The 18209-nt window shown below is 54.2% G+C and carries 17 protein-coding genes; 13 read left to right on the top strand and 4 right to left on the bottom strand.

From position 1 onward, the window contains the following. Positions 1–80 precede the first annotated feature (80 nt). From ACKGJP_RS28725 to ACKGJP_RS28710, 4 genes are all read left to right on the top strand, one after another. Positions 81–1868 (top strand): LytS/YhcK type 5TM receptor domain-containing protein, encoded by a 1788-nt coding sequence (locus ACKGJP_RS28725; RefSeq protein WP_409342197.1) that lies wholly within the window; start codon positions 81–83, stop codon positions 1866–1868. Further along, entirely contained in the window at positions 1843–2589 is a 747-nt protein-coding gene (locus tag ACKGJP_RS28720; RefSeq protein WP_409347282.1) for a LytR/AlgR family response regulator transcription factor, read from the top strand. Before ACKGJP_RS28725 ends, ACKGJP_RS28720 begins: the two co-directional genes overlap by 26 nt. A 150-nt stretch (positions 2590–2739) precedes the next feature. Further along, positions 2740–4533, top strand: coding sequence for a carbon starvation protein CstA (cstA, locus tag ACKGJP_RS28715; protein WP_409342196.1), 1794 nt, complete (start codon positions 2740–2742; stop codon positions 4531–4533). A gap of 218 nt (positions 4534–4751) precedes the next feature. Next, positions 4752–5354, top strand: a complete 603-nt coding sequence (locus ACKGJP_RS28710) for a GTP pyrophosphokinase family protein (protein WP_409347281.1) — start codon at positions 4752–4754, stop codon at positions 5352–5354. A gap of 61 nt (positions 5355–5415) precedes the next feature. Here ACKGJP_RS28710 and gerQ read toward each other — a convergent pair whose 3' ends face one another. Beyond that, on the bottom strand, positions 5416–5928 hold the full coding sequence (gene gerQ, locus ACKGJP_RS28705) for a spore coat protein GerQ (protein ID WP_409347280.1): 513 nt from the start codon (positions 5926–5928) through the stop codon (positions 5416–5418). A gap of 365 nt (positions 5929–6293) precedes the next feature. Between gerQ and cyoE the strand changes: the two genes are divergently transcribed. The 3 genes from cyoE (at position 6294) to ACKGJP_RS28690 (ending at position 8924) form a co-directional block, all read left to right on the top strand. Further along, complete coding sequence (gene cyoE, locus ACKGJP_RS28700; protein WP_409342195.1) at positions 6294–7235, top strand: heme o synthase; 942 nt, start codon at positions 6294–6296, stop codon at positions 7233–7235. A 110-nt stretch (positions 7236–7345) separates the two neighbouring features. Then, positions 7346–7966 (top strand): SCO family protein, encoded by a 621-nt coding sequence (locus ACKGJP_RS28695; RefSeq protein ID WP_409342194.1) that lies wholly within the window; start codon positions 7346–7348, stop codon positions 7964–7966. Between the two features lie 34 nt (positions 7967–8000). Continuing rightward, complete coding sequence (locus ACKGJP_RS28690) at positions 8001–8924, top strand: AEC family transporter (RefSeq protein ID WP_409342193.1); 924 nt, start codon at positions 8001–8003, stop codon at positions 8922–8924. A 388-nt stretch (positions 8925–9312) separates the two neighbouring features. Here the strand turns inward: ACKGJP_RS28690 and ACKGJP_RS28685 are convergent, their stop codons facing one another. Together ACKGJP_RS28685 and ACKGJP_RS28680 are read right to left on the bottom strand one after the other, a co-directional pair. Beyond that, entirely contained in the window at positions 9313–9666 is a 354-nt protein-coding gene (locus ACKGJP_RS28685) for a toprim domain-containing protein (RefSeq protein WP_409342192.1), read from the bottom strand. 155 nt (positions 9667–9821) lie between these two features. Beyond that, positions 9822–10640, bottom strand: a complete 819-nt coding sequence (locus ACKGJP_RS28680) for a helix-turn-helix domain-containing protein (protein ID WP_409342191.1) — start codon at positions 10638–10640, stop codon at positions 9822–9824. 131 nt (positions 10641–10771) lie between these two features. Between ACKGJP_RS28680 and ACKGJP_RS28675 the strand changes: the two genes are divergently transcribed. The 3 genes from ACKGJP_RS28675 (at position 10772) to ACKGJP_RS28665 (ending at position 14424) form a co-directional block, all read left to right on the top strand. Next, complete coding sequence (locus tag ACKGJP_RS28675; RefSeq protein WP_409342190.1) at positions 10772–11545, top strand: sugar phosphate isomerase/epimerase family protein; 774 nt, start codon at positions 10772–10774, stop codon at positions 11543–11545. Positions 11546–11600: 55 nt separating this feature from the next. Beyond that, complete coding sequence (locus ACKGJP_RS28670) at positions 11601–12620, top strand: Gfo/Idh/MocA family protein (protein ID WP_409342189.1); 1020 nt, start codon at positions 11601–11603, stop codon at positions 12618–12620. Between the two features lie 169 nt (positions 12621–12789). Beyond that, positions 12790–14424 (top strand): S-layer homology domain-containing protein, encoded by a 1635-nt coding sequence (locus ACKGJP_RS28665; protein WP_409342188.1) that lies wholly within the window; start codon positions 12790–12792, stop codon positions 14422–14424. Between the two features lie 361 nt (positions 14425–14785). Here the strand turns inward: ACKGJP_RS28665 and ACKGJP_RS28660 are convergent, their stop codons facing one another. Then, the gene (locus ACKGJP_RS28660; protein ID WP_409342187.1) at positions 14786–15973 is read right to left on the bottom strand and encodes an MFS transporter; all 1188 of its coding nucleotides are present in this window, start codon (positions 15971–15973) and stop codon (positions 14786–14788) included. 163 nt (positions 15974–16136) lie between these two features. Between ACKGJP_RS28660 and ACKGJP_RS28655 the strand changes: the two genes are divergently transcribed. The 3 genes from ACKGJP_RS28655 (at position 16137) to ACKGJP_RS28645 (ending at position 18048) form a co-directional block, all read left to right on the top strand. Further along, complete coding sequence (locus ACKGJP_RS28655; RefSeq protein WP_409342186.1) at positions 16137–16286, top strand: hypothetical protein; 150 nt, start codon at positions 16137–16139, stop codon at positions 16284–16286. Positions 16287–16330: 44 nt separating this feature from the next. After that, the gene (locus tag ACKGJP_RS28650; protein ID WP_409342185.1) at positions 16331–16762 is read left to right on the top strand and encodes a hypothetical protein; all 432 of its coding nucleotides are present in this window, start codon (positions 16331–16333) and stop codon (positions 16760–16762) included. Between the two features lie 167 nt (positions 16763–16929). Further along, entirely contained in the window at positions 16930–18048 is a 1119-nt protein-coding gene (locus ACKGJP_RS28645; protein ID WP_409347279.1) for a transglutaminase domain-containing protein, read from the top strand. Positions 18049–18209 lie beyond the last annotated feature (161 nt).

Genomic DNA, 18209 nt, shown 5'->3' with positions numbered 1-18209 from the left:
AGCCCGCACGTAACCTTTTATGCATGAAAGAAGCGACTCTATGTATAATAAATAGATCATAGGAGAGAAGGTGAAGCGGATTGATTACCTTGTTGATCTTGATGCTGGAGCGGGTCGGCATCCTCTTGATCGTCGTGTTCCTGCTCTCCCGGATGAGCTCCTTCCGTCAAATCATTCATAACGAGCACGGCACGAGAGAAAGAATATTGCTCATCGCCGTATTCGGCACCTTCGGCATCATCAGCAACTATACCGGAATCGAGATTCACGCCGGCGTCATTACCTCGCAAGGCTGGCAAACGGAGGTCGCTTACGACAACGCCATTGCGAATACGAGGGTTCTGGGCGTCGCCCTGGGCGGCTTGCTCGGCGGTCCGCTTGTGGGGCTAGGGTGCGGGTTGATCGCCGGACTGCACCGCTTGACGCTGGGCGGTTATACGGCCGTCGCCTGCGGCTTCTCCACGATTCTGGCCGGCCTCGTAACCGGAATGATCGGCAAGAGCCTGCAGAAGAAGCAAAAAAACACCCCGTGGCGGGCGGTTGCCATCAGCCTCATTATGGAGTGCTTCCAGATGGTCATCATTCTAGCCGTCGCCAAGCCGTTCGATGCCGCATACGAGCTTGTCCAAATCATCAGCCTTCCGATGATCGTCATGAACGGCTTCGGCATGCTGCTCATTATGCTCATCATTCAATCCATCCTCCAGGAGGAGGAGCGAACGCGCGCACTGCAAACGCATAAAGCGCTGTACATCGCCGATCAAACGCTTCCTTATTTCCGACAAGGGCTGAACATCCATTCCTGCCGGGAAGTAGCGGCGATTATTTTGAAAGGGACGAGCGCCGACGCCATCTCCATTACGGATCAGCATCAGGTTCTCGCCCATGCCGGAGCAGGCTCCGATCATCATATTCCGATGCAGAGCATCTCCACCCAGCTAACCAGAACCGTACTGGAGCAAGGCAGGATCAGCAAGGCCAAATCGCCCGAGGAAATCCATTGCCACGAGAAGGATTGCCCGCTGCAGGCGGCTATCGTGCTCCCTCTTAAAGTTCACGGCAAGACGGTAGGCACGCTAAAGCTCTATTTTACCGATCCGGGCGAGATGAACCAGGTGGAACAAGAGCTCGCCGAAGGACTGGGCAAACTGTTCTCCACCCAATTGGAGTTGGCGGATGCCGAGCTGCAAAGCAAATTGCTGAGGGATGCCGAGATCAAAGCGCTGCAGGCGCAGGTTCATCCGCATTTTTTGTTTAACGCGATCAATACGATTTCCGTCTTATGCCGGACCGACTCCGAAAAAGCGAGGGAGCTGTTATTGCGATTGAGCGTCTTCTTTCGCAGCAACCTGCAGGGAGCCCGTCAAATGCTCATCCCGCTTCGCAAAGAGCTCGAGCATGTGGAAGCCTATTTATCGCTGGAGCAGGCCCGCTTTCCGGATAAATATACGGTCAAGCTGGACATCGATCCGACGCTCGAGGAGGTGCCGATTCCGCCCTTTACTCTGCAGCCTTTGGTGGAAAACGCGATTCGCCATGCATTTCCGAGAATGCAAGCCAAGCGAAACGGGCACGTCACGATCCGGGCTTACAAGCAGAACGACCAAATGGTTCTCATAACCGAGGATAACGGGCAGGGCATACCTGAAAATTTGCTAAGCATTCTAGGGAAGCAAACGGTTCGTTCCGCGGAAGGCACGGGAACGGCGCTGAGCAATATTCACAAGCGGATCGAAGAGATTTACGGAGGCGAGGCGGAATTTCACATGGAGAGCGAGCCTGGTGAGGGAACGAAAGTAATCATCACGGTGCCATTGAGCCAAAATAAGTGGGGGGATCAGCATTATGAAGGCGTATATAGTAGATGACGAGCCTCTTGCCAGGGACGAGCTGGCCCATATCCTGCGCCGCAGCAAACGCGTGGAGATCGCCGGGGAAGCCGAATGCGTGGAGGATGCACTGGAAGACATCAGGCGGGTGAAGCCGGATGTCGTGTTTCTGGATATTCAGCTGGCCGAAGACAGCGGATTGGATTTGGCCCGGCAGCTGCTGGAGCTGGATTACAGGCCGGAAATCGTCTTCGCGACGGCTTATGACGAGTATGCGCTTAAGGCATTCGAATTAAACGCGATGGACTATATCCTCAAGCCCTTCGATGAAGCGCGGATCCATCGGACGGTGGACAAGCTGCTTCGGCTGCATACCAACCGGGACACCGTGCATACGGCCCGCGCGGATAACAAACCGGCCCAGAAGGAACGGACCGAGAAGCTGGCGCTCCTCGTCGATGAGCGAATCCTGCTCGTACACGTAAGCAAAATCATGTATATAAGCTCCTTGGAGGGCAAAACAATCATCGCTACGGAAGAACAGCAGTATAAAGTGAACGAGCCGCTCGTCACCTACGAGCAGAAGCTGGCCAATACGAAGATCGTCCGCGTTCACCGCGCCTTTCTCGTGAATTTGGACGCGATCGTCGAAATCGAGCCCTGGTTTCATTCCACCTATAATTTATTGATGAAGGACGGCTCCAAAGTTCCTGTCAGCCGGACTTATTTGAAGGAATTGAAGCAGCTGATCGGCTTTTAGAAGAAAATAACGCGCGCCGATGCGGCTGCATTCCAAACCAATATTTTTGCGGCTCAGCCCCTGGCCTTTGCGCTTTGTCTTGAAAACATCATGATTGCTTTTTCATTTAGTATGATGATTTTACTTAAAGACAACAGGGAGGTCATGAAAATGAATGCGATTACAATCGTCATCGGCTCGATGTGTATTTTGATGATTGCTTACCGAATCTACGGGACGTTCATGGCGGCAAAAGTAATGAAGCTTAACGATGCTATTCCTACTCCGGCTCACGCGCTGAACGACGGGAAAGACTATGTGCCGACGAACAAATGGGTGTCCTTCGGCCATCATTTTGCGGCTATCGCCGCAGCGGGTCCGCTTGTCGGGCCGATTTTGGCCGCACAGTTCGGGTATCTTCCCGGCTTGCTGTGGCTGCTGATCGGAGCCGTAATCGGAGGAGCCGTTCATGACGCCGTCGTCCTGTTCGCGTCCATGCGCAAGAAAGGAAAGTCTCTGTCCGAAGTGGCGAAGGAAGAGCTGGGCCCGATAGCCGGCTTCTGCACCGGACTCGCGATGCTCTTCATTATTACGATTACGATGGCAGGCTTGTCCATGGTCGTGCTGCATGCGTTGGAGAATAACCCTTGGGGAACGTTCGCCGTCGGCATCACCATCCCGATCGCCATGGGCGTCGGCCTTTTCTATAGAAAAACGGGGAATTTGAAATTGGCTTCGACCGTCGGTTTTATTCTTCTGATGATCGGCGTTTTCGTCGGCCCGTCGATTCAAGGCACCGTCATCGGCGACTGGCTCACGCTGGATACCAAAACCTTATCGCTCATCTTGCCTATCTATGCGTTCTTCGCGGCGGCATTGCCGGTCTGGCTTCTGCTTGCGCCTCGCGACTACTTAAGCAGCTTTATGAAAATCGGAGTGTTCATCGCTCTGATCATCGGGGTCTTTATTATCAATCCGGGCATTCCTTTTCCTGCCTTTACGGAATTCGTAGGCGGCGGAGGGCCGATCTTGCCGGGGCCGGTTTGGCCGTTCATTTCCATTACGATCGCCTGCGGAGCGATTTCCGGCTTTCACGCCTTTGTCGGATCCGGTACGACGCCCAAAATGCTGAACCGCTGGAGCGACATTAAAGTAGTAGGCTTCGGAGCGATGCTGGTCGAGTGCCTGGTCGGCATTATGGCTTTAATCGCGGCAACCGCTTTACAGCCTGCCGATTATTTCGCGATCAACTCCAAGCCGGAGGTTTTTCAAACGCTCGGGATGAGCGTCGTCCATCTGCCGCAGCTTAGCCAGGAAATCGGCTTGAATCTGGAGGGGAGAACGGGCGGAGCGGTTACGCTTGCGGTCGGCATGACGTATATTTTTACGAAAATTCCTTGGTTCAGCAACCTGGCCCCCTATTTCTTCCAATTCGTTATCATGTTCGAAGCGGTCTTCATCTTGACGGCGATCGATGCCGGAACGCGTACGGCCCGCTATCTGATCCAGGATTTCTTCGGGGAGATGTACAAGCCGCTCAAAAAGGTGGACTGGGTGCCCGGCACGATTTTCTCCAGTGCGCTTGCGTGTTTGATGTGGGGGTACTTGCTGAATTCGGGCGATATCGGCTCGGTATGGACGCTGTTCGGCGTATCCAATCAGCTGATGGCCTCGATCGGTCTCATTATCGGAGCGACCGTCATCTTGAAGGTCGCCGACAAACGGCGGTATATGCTTACCTGCCTCATTCCGCTCGCCTACCTGTTCGTTACGGTGAATTACGCGGGGTACTGGATGGTGAAGAACGTGTATCTCAACACGGATGCAGCCGGCTATAACGTGCTGAACGGCGTTCTGTCGATCATTATGCTGGTGCTGGGCATGATCATTCTGATCGCGGCTGTTCGCAAGTGGATCGAGCTTATGAATACGCCTCGCGTACGGATGGAAGCTTTCACCAATTAGTGATGGAAGGCATTCGGCTCGTCTCCCTTGTTAGGGGGATGAGCTTTTTTGAATGTATCTCTTCCTATGAGATCAAGCCGTATTGGAGCGAAGACGTCTTGTCTTTTGCATAAATTGGGGTTTCATGCCGGAATGGCATATAATAACGTTATCGCACTGACAAGCAGCCGAAGATGGTGGCAGCACGAGGAGGAACCGCATTGATCGACCGGGAGAAAATGAAAGAATGGGCGCGCTTTTTGCTTACTTACAAATTTGCGCTGGACGAAGTACATACGAAGCTGAATATTTTGAACGAGGAATTCCAATTCATTCACGATTACAATCCGATCGAGCATGTCAAAACCCGCATTAAGGCGCCGGAAAGCATTGCAGCCAAGCTGAAGCGCAAAAATCTGGAGCTCTCGATGGAAAGCGCGGGACGGCATATTCACGATATTGCCGGCGTCCGTATTATTTGCTCGTTCTCCACGGACATCTACCGGATTTATCAAATGCTCTGCAGCCAAGACGACCTTAAAGTCATCGAAGTGAAGGATTATATCAAGCATCCGAAACCGAACGGCTACCAAAGCTTGCACATGATCGTGGAAATCCCGATCTTTCTGACGAGCGGTACCGAGCGGATTATGGTAGAAATCCAAATCCGGACAAGCGCGATGGATTTTTGGGCCAGCCTGGAGCATAAAATCTATTATAAATTCGAAGCCAGCGTCCCGGAATCGATTAGCCGTAAGCTGAAGGAAACGGCGGAGATTATCGCCGCTCTCGACGAGCGGATGCTGATGCTGAACGAAGAAGCGCAGAGCAGCAAGGTTTGAACGCGGTGCGGAAACAGGAAAGGGCAAACGTCGGCGAGTCGGCCGGGTTTGCCCTTCTTTGCTATTCGCGCGGTTGCGGCGTTTGCTGCAGAGGGTAGTAGTAGTTGAGCGGCTCGTCAAACGTGATGTAATCGACGTTCACCATCAAGAGTAAGTAACGCATGCCGGTTTTCGGATCGCTGATGATGATATGGTCGCGGCCGGCCGCTTCAAGGACGCCTTTAAAAATTTTGGCGTTCCATTCTCTGTTGTTCTCGTAAGTAGCGTAAATCGTAGCGACCTTGCCGAGATTCAGCCGCAAAATGTTCTCGATGTATGATTGCTCCATCGGCAGCTGGCCCGGACCCGGCATAACGCCCGGAATCGTGGAGCCTGCAGGGATCATAGGCGGCACCATGCCGCCCGGCATTTGTCCTTGCGGCATCATTTGACCCGGCATCATTGGTCCAGGCATCATCTGAGCGGGCATTTGCCCCTGCGGCATCATTGGTCCGGGCATAGCTCCACCCATGCCCATACCCATACCCTGCTGCTGCTGCCAGCCTCCCGACGGGTACCCGAAAGGGACGCCCATGTTCACGGGTGGTCTCGGATTGCTGTTGTTCATATCGAATATTCCTCCTTATGAAAGGTCTTCGTTCTTACCATATGCGCGTACAACGGGGCATTATGTGTCCGAAACGTCCGGACATGTCCCCAAGCGTATAGGCGAATGCCTTCTTCCTTAACATATAGCGGGGCGCCCGGATTGGTGACAGGCAAAAAAGGAAACGATAAGGAAAAGTGCGAATTCCGTAGTTTCGACAATATTTTGAAATCGCGCCGGAATTGTTGTCAAAGTATCCCTAGGTTGATATGATGAGAGTGGTGTTTGGGGCTTACGCTTTTATAGCATGATGCTGCGTTCCGCAAGGAACGCTTGAGAAGAGGGGGATTACGATGGAAAAGACGTGGAGTGCGGATGAAAGCGTTACGCCAATAGCGGAAACGGAAGCAGCCGTAAACGCTCAATCCGTCGGGAAGGCAACCTGGAGGGATTTTGTCAATCTCGCAAAACCGGGCATTATTTTTTCGAATTTGATTACGACGTTCGGCGGTTTCTGGATCGCTTCGAAGTGGAATATCGACTGGATGACGTTGGTGATTGCGATGGTCGGAACGGCGCTTGTAATGGGGTCCGGCTGCGTGCTGAACAACTATCTGGATCGCGATATGGATATTAAAATGGAACGGACGCGCAAGCGCGCATTGCCCACAGGCAAGCTGCAGCCGAAGACCGTGCTGACGTACGGGATCACGCTGGGCATCGCAGGTACCGTACTGCTCGCAACCGCGAATATGCTGTCCGCGCTGCTCGGCCTGCTTGGCTTGTTCGTATACGTATGGGTATATACGGCGTGGCTGAAGCGGACATCCGTCTGGAGCACGACGATCGGCGCCATCTCCGGCGCGGTGCCTCCGGTTATCGGCTATGCGGCCGTCATGAACCAGCTTGACATGGGGGCCTTGCTCCTGTTCCTAATCATGTTCCTGTGGCAGCCGCCCCACTTCTGGGCGCTGGGCATCCGGCGCGTGGAGGATTACCGGGCTGCCGGTTATCCGCTGCTCCCGGTCGTTCGCGGCATTTATCAAACGAAGGTAAGCATGATGCGTTACGTCATTCCGCTCGTACCGGTTTCGATGCTGCTCTACTTGTACGATTATGTCGGCGTCGTTTATTTGATCGGCTCCGCGCTGCTCGGCTTGATTTGGGTGGTGATGTGCATGGCCGGCTTCCGTGCCAAGGACAATGAGCAATGGGCGAAGAAAGTGTTCCTGTTCTCGATCAACTATTTGACGATATTGTTCCTGATCATGGTGATCGATACGGTCGGTCAATAACGGCAACCACGAATCCCCTGCTTGACGGCATGGGATTTGTGTTTTGTTGGAAGGTTTTGTGGGCTCGTATCCTTACATTTTACTATTAACTATTGTGGAGGAATTAAGGGATGAATGGAGTTTTCGCCAAGCATTGGTTTAAATTCGCAACGGTCGCCATCATGCTAGTCATTATCGGGGCTATCGGCTATAACGCGCTGCCGAAGGATTCAGGGTCGAAATTTACGGTTGATTTGCCTGCGGCCGACTTTGCGCTGGACAACGTGGACGGTAAAAAGATCGGCATTCAGAATACGAACGGCAAAGTAAGGCTGGTCTATTTTTACTATTCGTATTGTCCGGACGTATGCACGCCGACAACGGCTTTCTTGTCGACGGTTCGCGACGCGCTGGTCGAGAAGGGCGAGTTCGGCAAGTCCGCCCAATTTATTTCCATCACCTTCGATCCGACGAGGGATACGACGGAACGGCTCACGAAGTTCGCCAATCAATTTAACGCGGATACGAACAACTGGTTCTTCGTCCGCGGGGAAGAGAAAGCGACATTCGCTCTGGCGGAGGAATACAAAGTGGGCGTTGTCAAGGACAAGGACGGAAACTTCTCGCATACGAACTCGATTGCGCTTGTCGACAAGAAGGGCAAGATCCGCAAGTTCTATGACGTAAGCGACTTGAAGCTGACCAAAGAAGTCGTGGCGAACGACATTGTAGCGCTCGGCAAAGAGAAATAAAACCGGATAACGGGTACGGGAAGCGGAGAGCAAAATGGGGTACTTCACGCACATCCTGCTTCACAACATCATCCCGTTATCGATCATGATCGCGGTTGGCATCCTGCTGCAGCGGCTGTTCAAGCTCGATATCCGGACGTTGTCGAAGCTTAATTTTTACTTGTTTTCGCCTGCGGTCATGTTCAAAATGCTGTACGAATCGAATTTGTCGCTCGGCATCATGATGCAGGTGCTGCTATTCTTCGCGATCTTCTTCGGCTTGCTGTTTCTGCTGATGGAGCTTGTGGTGCGGGTTCGCCGGTATGAGCCGGGCATGCGCAGCGCGATGCGAAACAGTGTCATTTTCTATAATAGCGCCAACTATGCGATTCCGCTGAACCAGCTCGTGTTCGTGGGCGACCCGTTTACGCTGTCGATCCAGATCATCGTCATGATGATGCAGAGCCTGCTTCCGAACACATACGGCGTATACAGCGTCAATGCGCATAAGCGCGATATAAGAGCCACGGTGCGCACGATGCTGACGATGCCGGTCATCTATGTGATTCCGATCGCTTTCCTCATGCGCGGATTCGACATCCCGGTGCCTCAGCCGATTTACGATCCGATTAACCAGATTTCGAACGCGTTCGTCGCGACGGCGCTGCTTACGCTCGGCGTGCAGCTCGGCAACATGAAATGGGCGCTTAAGCTGTCCGACGTGCTGCTTTCCAATGTGCTGCGGCTGTGCGTCGGCCCCGCGCTCGGGTTTGCGATCGTCTGGGCGCTCGGCATCGAGGGGATGATGGCCAAGGCGCTCGTGCTCTCCTGCGCCGTACCTACCTCGCTCAGCAGCGTGCTGCTCGCCGTCGAGTTCGACAGCGAGGCGGAGTTCGCTTCGCAGGCGGTATTCTCATCGACGGTGCTGAGCATTTTCTCGGTGACGACGGTTATTTATTTGCTGCAGTACGTGGGGTAGCGAGCAAGTTCGTTTGTCCCAAGCTTCTATTCCGACCTTGGGACAGCTTTTCGTAAGCGTAGGTCGGCCGGAGATTTCTGGCCGGCTTTTTTTCATTCATAAGTGAGGGTGAGCAGAGAGCGGAGAGCCCGAATAGCTCCTAGTGAACTTGGGTTCATTAATAATGAACCTATGTTCACTATTTTCTCCCGAAATGCTACGTTCAGGTCATATAGTGAAGCAAAAAGGACTATTTTGCCGTGAAGTTCACTAATAGTGAAGTTTCCTTCACTATTTCATCTAGAGTGCCTTTTTTGAGCCCAAATAGTGAAGTTAAGTTCACTAATAGTGAAGTTTTCTTCGCTATTCATCTAGCGTGCCTCGTATGAACTCCATTATTGAACTTAAATCACTCCGGCTCGAGAGTCGGCGAGGGGTAGACGATCAGCTCCTCGAGACCCGCCTTTTCGAGCTGCTGAATCAAGTATTCCTCAGGCGTTCCTTCCACGCCGGCATAGCCTCTGCGCGTATAGATGTGCTCGGCATCCGGAAACGCTTCGCGGAGCGCGGCGCGTATTTTTTTGCCCGAGGAATCGTTATCCGTAAACAGAAACACGTCGCTGTCCCCAACTTTTTTCTTCAACTCTTCGATCCGTTCCGTACCCGGAGTTCCGTATGTGCACAGAATCATCGCTTCTTCCCGCAGAACCCGCCGCAACCGGCTTCGGTCATTTTTACCCTCTACAATAATGGCGTAGGTCATGGTACCTCCTGTCGGCCAGTCAGCATGAACCTCTGCGTGTCGGCAGTTCGTTCGGTCATGACCGGCTATATGCATAGGTTAGTTTATCCAATCTTTCGCTTCCCTTGCGTTATGCGTACTAGACGGCAATCCGCCGTGTCAGCAACTCGCACTCCTCAACCGCCGCGCAGCGTGTTCCGGTACTCCGTCGGCGTTACGCCGTGCTTGTCCCGGAAGATGCGGTGGAAATACGAATAGCTGCCGAAGCCGCACGATTCGGCGATCTGCTCGAGCGTCATCATGCTGTACGCCATTCTCTCCCGGGCAATGGAAAGACGGATTTCCAGCGTATATTGGATCATCGATTTGCCGTAGCATTCCTTGAACAGATGGACGGCCCGCGAGACGCTGAGGCTGACGTGACGGGCGATATCTTCGATTTTGAGCGGCGTAGTCGCATGCTCTTCAATGTAGCTTTTCATTCTCGCTGCAGTAAAAAGCGTGCCCTTGAGAGCGGGCGCCGGCACGATCGCCTTGTCCAGCATCAAGCATAAGGAACGGAATAAATAGCCGACCAGCTCCTCGTTGCTTTCTTCGAATTTGAGCTTTTCGGTCAGGATCATTCTCCATACGGACAGCAGCTTATCGTCGAGGTCGATTCGCGTCTTTACCTGCTTCGGCGAACGGTTCCACCAATCGTCGACCCAAGTTCCCTGGCAATACAAGTAGTAGTCTCCGCTGGATGCGGAAGGACCGCGGCGATCATGCTCGTGCTCGTCGACCAAGAGGCTGTAAGGCATGCCTGGACGGTACAGCAGCAGGTCTCCGGCTTGCAACGGGGTCATGACCCCGTTCACGAGCGCTTTGGCGTGTCCTTCCGTTTGAAGACGGAACAGGTAGTTTTTCAGTCCCTCGTTCTCTTGTTTAATATGGAACCGCTGCGAGTGGTACGAATAGCTGCACATCAGAACGTTCAAAACGGGAGGATTCATCATAGGTGTTCTCCATTATAGCCAAATAGTTGAGGTGCCGACCATATTCTTCATTTCCATTATAAAGCGTTCTTTCTATAATCGGAACTAGATACTTCAAGCAACCTCAGCCAAAATCAGAAGGAGTGATCAACGTGAACAGAATGGGGATCGGCGTACAGCTGTATACGCTTCGCGAGGATATGGCAAAAGATTTCAAGGGAACGCTGCGCAAGGTGGCGGAGCTCGGATATGAGGGCGTCGAATTTGCGGGCTACGGCGGCATTCCCGCTGAGGAAATGCGCGATCTTCTGCAATCGCTTGGCTTGAAGGCTATCGGCAGTCACGTCGGCCTGAACAACCTGAGAACGAATCTGGAGCAGGAAATCGCTTACTTGAAGACGATCGGCGCGAGCTATCTCGTCCTGCCGGGGATTCCGGGAGAAGAGCGGTCCGACGAGGAGAGCTGGAAGCGCATTTTTGCTTTGTGCGGACAAGTGGGCGAGCAAGCGGCCGAGCACGGACTCGTATTCGGCTACCACAACCATGACTTTGAATTTCGAACGAACATTGACGGAGAGTACGCGTTCGATGCGCTATACTCCGCTACGGCGCCCGAGCAAGTGAAGGTGGAAATGGACATCGGCTGGGTGCAGTTCGCGGGCTTCGAGCCGACCGACTATATTCGTAAATATTCCGGCAGACTGCCGCTCGTGCATCTGAAGGATTTCCGCATCGACGCGGAAGGCAAGATCGATACCGTCGAGCTCGGACACGGCACGATCAAGCTGACGGACGTCATTGCCGCAGCATCCGAAGCAGGCTCCGAATGGCTGATCGTAGAGCAGGACCGCTGCGCGAATCCGCCGCTCGAAAGCATTGAAACAAGCATCAACTGGCTGAAAACGAACTACTTGTCTCAGTTTTAGGTTACGTTGACTGATTTTATCCGAAGCTTTAGAGAAGATGGGGGAGTTGGGGAACATGAGTAAAATCAGAGTAGCTGTCATTGGTTGCGGCTCCATTGCGAAGCATAGACATATTCCTGAATATGCGGTAAGCCCGAACGTGGAACTTGTGGCTTTTGTCGATCCTGTATTGGAAAGGGCGGAGTACTACGCCGAGCAGTACGGAGCGAAAGCGTTCGCCGACTACGAGAGCATGCTTGCCCAAATAAAGCCGGACGCGGTCAGCGTCTGCACGCCGAACGCGCTTCATGCGCCGGCATCGATCGCAGCCGCTAACGCAGGCGCGCATGTGCTGGTCGAGAAGCCGATGGCGACGTCGGATGCGGAAGCGCAAGCGATGATCGAAGCGGCCCGCAGCAACGGCGTTTACCTGATGGTCGGCCACAATCAGCGGCTCATGCCGCCGCACGTTAAAGCCAAGGAGATTTTGCAAACCGGCGTCCTCGGCAAAGTGATCACGTTCCGCACGTCGTTCGGCCATCCGGGACCGGAAGGCTGGAGCGTGGACGGACGCGAAAGCTGGTTTTTCCGCAAAGAGGATGCGGCAATGGGCTCGATGGGCGATCTCGGCGTCCATAAGTCGGACTTGATCCGTTATCTGCTTAACGATGAAGTATCTGAAGTCGTTTCGTTTATCGGGACGCTGCACAAAGAGGGGACGGACGTTGACGACAACGCGGTTTGTCTGCTCCGTATGAAAGGCGGCGCCTTCGGCACGCTTGTCGCAAGCTGGACGTATTATAAGGGCGGAGACAACAGCACGGTATTATGGTGCGAGAACGGCGTCATGAGAATCGGCGAGGAGAGCGGCGACAAGGTAGTCGTCGAGCATCGCAACGGGAATATCGATACCTACAAGGTCGGAGCGATCGCGACGAACGAGAAGCAAACGCTCAGCGGAGTCATCGACGCCTTCGTTACGAGCATCGTGACGCAAACGCCTCCGAGCATTTCCGGCGAAGAAGGAAGCAAGTCGCTGAGCGTCATCTTGGCCGCTTTCGAATCGCAGGAGACGGGGAAAGTCGTAAAACTATAAAATAGCGCATTTTAAGCGAGACGGCATCCGTGAGGGTGCCGTTTTTGCCATGGGTGCAGGATCGGATAGGACCGTAAGGACACCGGCGCCGGTTTCTTCCATTTGACTTCCAATCCGTCATTTCGTATATTGATAGATTGATAGAATCGGAAAGAGGGAGAGGTAACGAATGAAAAAGACTTGGAAACGGACATTTGCTCTGGGTGCCGCCCTGTTCTTGGCGGTCGCATCCGGGGCCTCGGCTTACGAATCGCAATTGAAGCCGTTTAAGGATGTGCCTGCGGGCGACTGGTCGGAGGAGGACGTGTACACGTTAACGGCATACGATATCGTCTCGGGTTATGAAGACGGTTCTTTCCGCCCGGATTCTTCCGTTACGCGCGAGCAGTTCGTCAAAATGCTCATGACTTCGCTGCCCGGTCAAACCGGAGACAGCGGGCAAAGCGGGGGTTCGCGGTTCGCCGATGTAACGGAGGATCGCTGGTCGTATCCGGTCATTCGGGATGCTGCCGCTAAAGGCTATGTTTCTTTCATGATAAAAGGCGGCAGCTTTCTGCCCGAAGAGAAGATTAAGAGAGCGGAAGTGGCCGTGCTGATCGGCCGCTATTTGTTGGATACGGTCGGCGAGCAGGAGCGGGCATTGTGGCTCGACAATAAATGGAAAATAGAGGAAGCGGCACGCGGCTTTCTGGATGCGGAGCAGCTCGCTCCGGAGTATCGTCCTTATGCTTACTACGCTTCCTATCGCGGCATCATGACGGGAGACGACCGGAAGCAGCTGCATCCGGGCGAGGCGTTAAGCCGCAAGGAAGCGGCGGCGATCATTCGGCGTACGATCGGCGAGAAGGTAGAGCGTCATGCGCTCGAGGTACACGGATTTTATGCCATTAATTCGTACCGCAACATCGATCAGCTGAAAAACTTGTCCGGCATTACGTTCAGCTGGTCGAACCTTGGCTATACGGGCGAAGGGAAGGCCAAGCTTGAGACGGACACGGGTACGTTCAAAATGCCCGAAGGCTGGAATACGGTCGTGGACACGGCCAAGCAGCAAGCGCTGCCTGATAAACTGATGATATTTTCCGACAACGCGGATGGCAAGCTGAGCCGCTTTTTGCAGGACGGGGAAGCGAAGCAGTCGTTTATTCAGTCGTTGAAGGAACAGCTGATCGCCCTGCCGATGAGCGGTGTGAGCATCGACTTCGAAGGGCTGATTTCGGGAAATGACAGAGAACCTTATACCGCTTTCCTCCGCAGCGTCAAGGAGGCGATCGGCGCCAAAACACTGTCCGTTGCCGTACCTCCGGTCATGTATTACAAAGGCTATGATCTGAAGGAAATCGGAGCGCTGGCCGACGAGGCGGTGCTGATGGCTTACGATTTTACGCATAGGCAGAGCGGTCTTCCTTCCGCGCCATTGCCGCTTGTGCGGGAAAGTCTCGCCGAGGCGCTGCGCAGCATTCCGAAGGAGAAGCTGCTGCTAGGCATTTCGAAACAGGCCAACCAGTGGATCACGAAAGCAAACGGGGACTTGACATCCCCTTCGCCTTCGATCGACCGGGTGGAGAGCAGACTGGCGATGGACGGCGTTCAGCAGCAATTCCAGCTGCCGTTCTTCTTGCGCCATGCTTTCTTCACAACGAATGAGGGCAGCAACGAGCTTTGGTACGAGGATACCAAAAGCATTTCGGCCAAGCTGGAGCTGGCCCGTTATTTTGGCTTGAAGGGCGTCGCTTTATGGCATATCGGGAACTTTACGGCAGAGGATTGGGCGCTGATCTCCAAGGAAAAGGCGAAGAAATAGCAAATATAACGAAGCGATGCGATATCCTGAACATCGGGTAACGGCGCGGTGCAAGGCTTCGATTCCTGCTCCAAACGCTGAGACAAGTGATTGATAGAAACCAAAAACGGCTTGATCGCTCAAGCCGCTGCGCTGCAGGGGATGCAGAAGGAGAAGAACAAAGGTTGAATGCTCGTAGGAGACGGGGGTTCCCCGGCAGGCGCTTAGCTGCGACGGTTCGTGGAACGAATATGCGAGTTAAATGGATCGGTACGCTAGGGCGTTTGCTACAACATATGACGAGCGAAGCCGAAGGGGACTGTGCGTGAGCCCATTTGCGATGAAACGGTTAGGGCGGATCGCCCCTCGTCCGTTAGTTCCTTTAGCCTGCGGTTTGCGAGCCCAGCAGCCGGAAACGGTTGAACGGCAGCAGCGACAGCCCGATCATCAGGACGACGAAAGCGACGAAGTAAGGGGACAACGCTTCGCGAAGGTGTCCTGCGACCGTAGGACCGAAAAAGGCGCCCAGCGAATAAGAGATCGAGAGCAGCGAGAAAACGCGTCCGTACCGGGATCGGGAAGTATGTCCGGCGAGCAAAGTGGCGATAGCCGGGTAGATGACGCCTTTGGCCATGCCTATCATGAACAAGGAAACGACGAGCGGAAGCGGCCATTCGACGGCCATCCCGAAAAAAACGAGCGCCAGCGACAAGCTCCCGGCCACGACCCTCAGCAGCGGCGCAATGCGGTTTAAGAAAAGCAGGCTAAGCGTGGCGAGCGCCCCCAAGCTGACCATCGAGAAGAGAAGGCCGGATGTGACGATCGACTCCATCGCTGCTTTCATAAGCGGAAGCTCGAAAAACAAAATGCCCTGCGAGCATGACAAGGCGAGCGGTATGCCGAAAAACAGCCAAGGGATTTTGCCGGCGCTCGCATGCTCGTCCTGCATGTCCGCCGCTCCCGCTTGCGGAGCGCCGTGTCCATGCGCATCGTCCAGCTGCGGGGCATGCTGATTCCGCATCTGCTTCGTTTCGCGAACGCCGAAAATGGCCAAAACGCCGGTTGCGATAAGCCCCCAGCCGAGAACGAGGAAAGAGGTCGTAAACCCGAGCTTGGCGACAAGAAAAGCGCCGGCCGCAGGCGATCCTACCGAAGCGAGCGTATGCACGAAGCCGTTGCCGGCCATCAGCTTGCCCTGCTGCACCCGGTCCTTGGCGATTTTCGCAAGCATCGACAAGCAAGCCGGCGATAAGAAAGCGAGCACGAAGCCGCTGATCGATCGCACCCAGAGCAGCTGCCACGGATTGGTCACCTGCGATTGCAGAACAAGGACGGTGCCGGCGGTCAGCAGGCTGCCGACGATAAAATATTTGCTACCGTAGCGGTCGACGCCTATGCCTGCGAGCAAATTTCCGGGCAAGTGAGTGAGCGAATAAACCCCCATGATCAGTCCGATGAACGATGGAGCTGCGCCAAGCGACAACGCGAACGGAGACAGCATCGGATATTGCGCATGCAGATCGAAAAAAGCGACGAACATGAACAAATAAAGCCAAACGGCCGTTTTCATAGTGCCACCACCCGCTAGTATTGGGGATGCCGGGAACGCTTGGACGCCAAACGCCCGCAGTTCGTCCGATACCCTGTTTCTTATACTTGTACGCAGCTTGTCAGGCTTGTAGTACGGATATTTTAACGGCTGCGGCAGCCTCCGGAGAAAGGGGAGATACGGAATGGATCCGCTGATGATCTTCGTGCTTGCGCTTGTCGCGGGGTACCTTTTTTTGCGGCTGCGCCGCACGTTCCGCCAGTCCCGCTCGGACAGGAGCGAAGAGATCAAGCGAAAGCTCGAAGAACTGCGCAAAAAAAGGGATGAAGAATGACAATTACCTATAGTATCATATAGAAAATAGGAGGGGACGCACGAATGGATCAATTATCCGCGTTTTTACAGGATCGCTGGATTGTTGTCGTATTGGCTGTGGTGGTTTTGTTTCTCGTCGTGAAGCTGGTCAAAACGGTCATCAAATGGGTGCTTGTTTTGGCGATCGTTGCGGCCGTAATCGTTTACGGAGCCAGCTACAAGGATAAGCTGTTAGAAGTGACGGACAGCATCGGCGCCGCTGTGACGACCGAGATCAAGGATCAAGCCCTGAAGGCCGTCACGAACGAAGCGAAGGATGCGACCTACAAGAAGAACGACGACGGCTCGTACACCGTGTCTACCAAAAGTCTGCGGATCGATGCGAAGCCCGGATCTAAGGAAGCGAAGGTTACATTTATGGGACAATCGTTTACTTTGAATATCGACGAAACGCTGCAAAAAGTAATCGATCAAGCGCAAGCCCGGCAAAAATAAGGCTGTCGCATTCCAGTACATAGGAAATAGCGGCGTTCATAAGGAGCGCTTGCTATGGGAGGCGGTACGGCTCGGTCGGGCCGTATTCGCCGTTAGCGGGACAGGATATCCGGACTATAGGGAGGAGGGGATGCAAGGTGAATGCCTTTATCGGATCGCTGACGAGTATGAATCTGTTGTCCGTGCTGCTGGTCGCCATCATAGCGATATCGATCGTGCAGGGGGCGGCGAGAGGGACGTCCGGCTCGGCCAAGCATCTCTTCCTGCTCATTCAGGAAGGCGTTGTCACGGTGATCAGCCTGCTGCTCGCCTGGAAGCTGGCCGCAGCGCTGTCTCCGGCATTCGGCGCTTGGCTGACATCGCGAAACATCGTCATCCCGAACGAGGAGATCAGCTGGCTGCGGCAAATGTATTACACGATCGTAACGGCGCTGCGCGATTTTTCGCTGATGCGTTCGGGCGTCCTTCTGCTGGTCGGCTACGCGGTGCTGAAGACGGCACTGCACGCCATCATCGATACGATCCTGTATCGCGCAGGCAAATATGCCGAGGTGAACGAGCGTACCGGCGGCGTTACCTGGACCAGCAGCGTCGTAGGCGGTGCGATCGGCTCCCTTACGGGCGCCGGCCGAGCATTGATGGCGATCGCCGTCTTATTCATGTATACCGCGCTGTTCCCGCACGCCGCGTTTACCGGCTATATCCAGGAGTCGGCGCTCTATCAGAAGGGCGCGAAGGAAGTGATAGAGCCGTTCACCGGCGATTTGATCACGAAGCAGCTGCCGGTGTTCACGAAGGCGGTCGAGCATGAGTTCCAAAATATATTACAGCGCAAATACGAGGTTATCGACGCGCGCATCCCGAACGACATCGCGCTTGCCGCGCAGGAAGTGACGTCCAAGGTGAAGACGGACGAGGAGAAGGCGAAGGCGCTTTACCAATGGGTCGGCTCGCGCGTCCAATACGACTGGGATAAAGTCAACCAATACGAGCAAAAGCGGATTTGGAAGGAGCAGACGCCGGAGGACACGTTCGCCAGCCGCAAGGGCGTATGTATCGATTATTCCCGATTGTACGCCGTCATGGCTCGATCGGTCGGGCTGGATGTGAAGGTGGTGACCGGGCTCGGCTACGACGGCAAAGGCGGCTACGGGCCTCATGCGTGGAACGAGGTGTACGTGGCCGACCGCAAGGAATGGCTCCCGCTTGATTCTACGTGGGTGTCGAGCGGCGGCAACTGGTTCAATCCGCCGAATTTCGATGCGACGCACATCCGCGACGCCTAACCATTAACGAGCACCGTGCGGTTTTCATCCGCACGGTTTTTTTTTGATAGGATCCGGCCCGGAAAGGGAATGGGAACATTTGTCCTTGTTTCGGGCTGTCCGTCGATTCGTATCGGGGTGCAAAATATGCTATCATGAAACATAGCCTCGAGGGCATACAT

Source organism: Paenibacillus litoralis (assembly GCF_046244365.1).
Lineage (GTDB): Bacteria > Bacillota > Bacilli > Paenibacillales > NBRC-103111 > Paenibacillus_V.
Note: the sequence above shows the minus strand (reverse complement) of the source record. Positions and strands in the feature narration are given on the sequence as shown.

Coding starts and splice junctions, on each gene's coding strand:
- ACKGJP_RS28665 (WP_409342188.1), top strand. CDS start 12,790: ATGAAAAAGACTTGGAAACGGACATTTGCTCTGGGTGCCGCCCTGTTC.
- cyoE (WP_409342195.1), top strand. CDS start 6,294: ATGGAAAAGACGTGGAGTGCGGATGAAAGCGTTACGCCAATAGCGGAA.
- ACKGJP_RS28690 (WP_409342193.1), top strand. CDS start 8,001: ATGGGGTACTTCACGCACATCCTGCTTCACAACATCATCCCGTTATCG.
- ACKGJP_RS28660 (WP_409342187.1), bottom strand. CDS start 15,973: ATGAAAACGGCCGTTTGGCTTTATTTGTTCATGTTCGTCGCTTTTTTC.
- cstA (WP_409342196.1), top strand. CDS start 2,740: ATGAATGCGATTACAATCGTCATCGGCTCGATGTGTATTTTGATGATT.
- ACKGJP_RS28670 (WP_409342189.1), top strand. CDS start 11,601: ATGAGTAAAATCAGAGTAGCTGTCATTGGTTGCGGCTCCATTGCGAAG.
- ACKGJP_RS28685 (WP_409342192.1), bottom strand. CDS start 9,666: ATGACCTACGCCATTATTGTAGAGGGTAAAAATGACCGAAGCCGGTTG.
- ACKGJP_RS28695 (WP_409342194.1), top strand. CDS start 7,346: ATGAATGGAGTTTTCGCCAAGCATTGGTTTAAATTCGCAACGGTCGCC.
- ACKGJP_RS28710 (WP_409347281.1), top strand. CDS start 4,752: ATGAAAGAATGGGCGCGCTTTTTGCTTACTTACAAATTTGCGCTGGAC.
- ACKGJP_RS28645 (WP_409347279.1), top strand. CDS start 16,930: ATGAATCTGTTGTCCGTGCTGCTGGTCGCCATCATAGCGATATCGATC.
- gerQ (WP_409347280.1), bottom strand. CDS start 5,928: ATGGGCGTCCCTTTCGGGTACCCGTCGGGAGGCTGGCAGCAGCAGCAG.
- ACKGJP_RS28650 (WP_409342185.1), top strand. CDS start 16,331: ATGGATCAATTATCCGCGTTTTTACAGGATCGCTGGATTGTTGTCGTA.
- ACKGJP_RS28655 (WP_409342186.1), top strand. CDS start 16,137: ATGGATCCGCTGATGATCTTCGTGCTTGCGCTTGTCGCGGGGTACCTT.
- ACKGJP_RS28680 (WP_409342191.1), bottom strand. CDS start 10,640: ATGATGAATCCTCCCGTTTTGAACGTTCTGATGTGCAGCTATTCGTAC.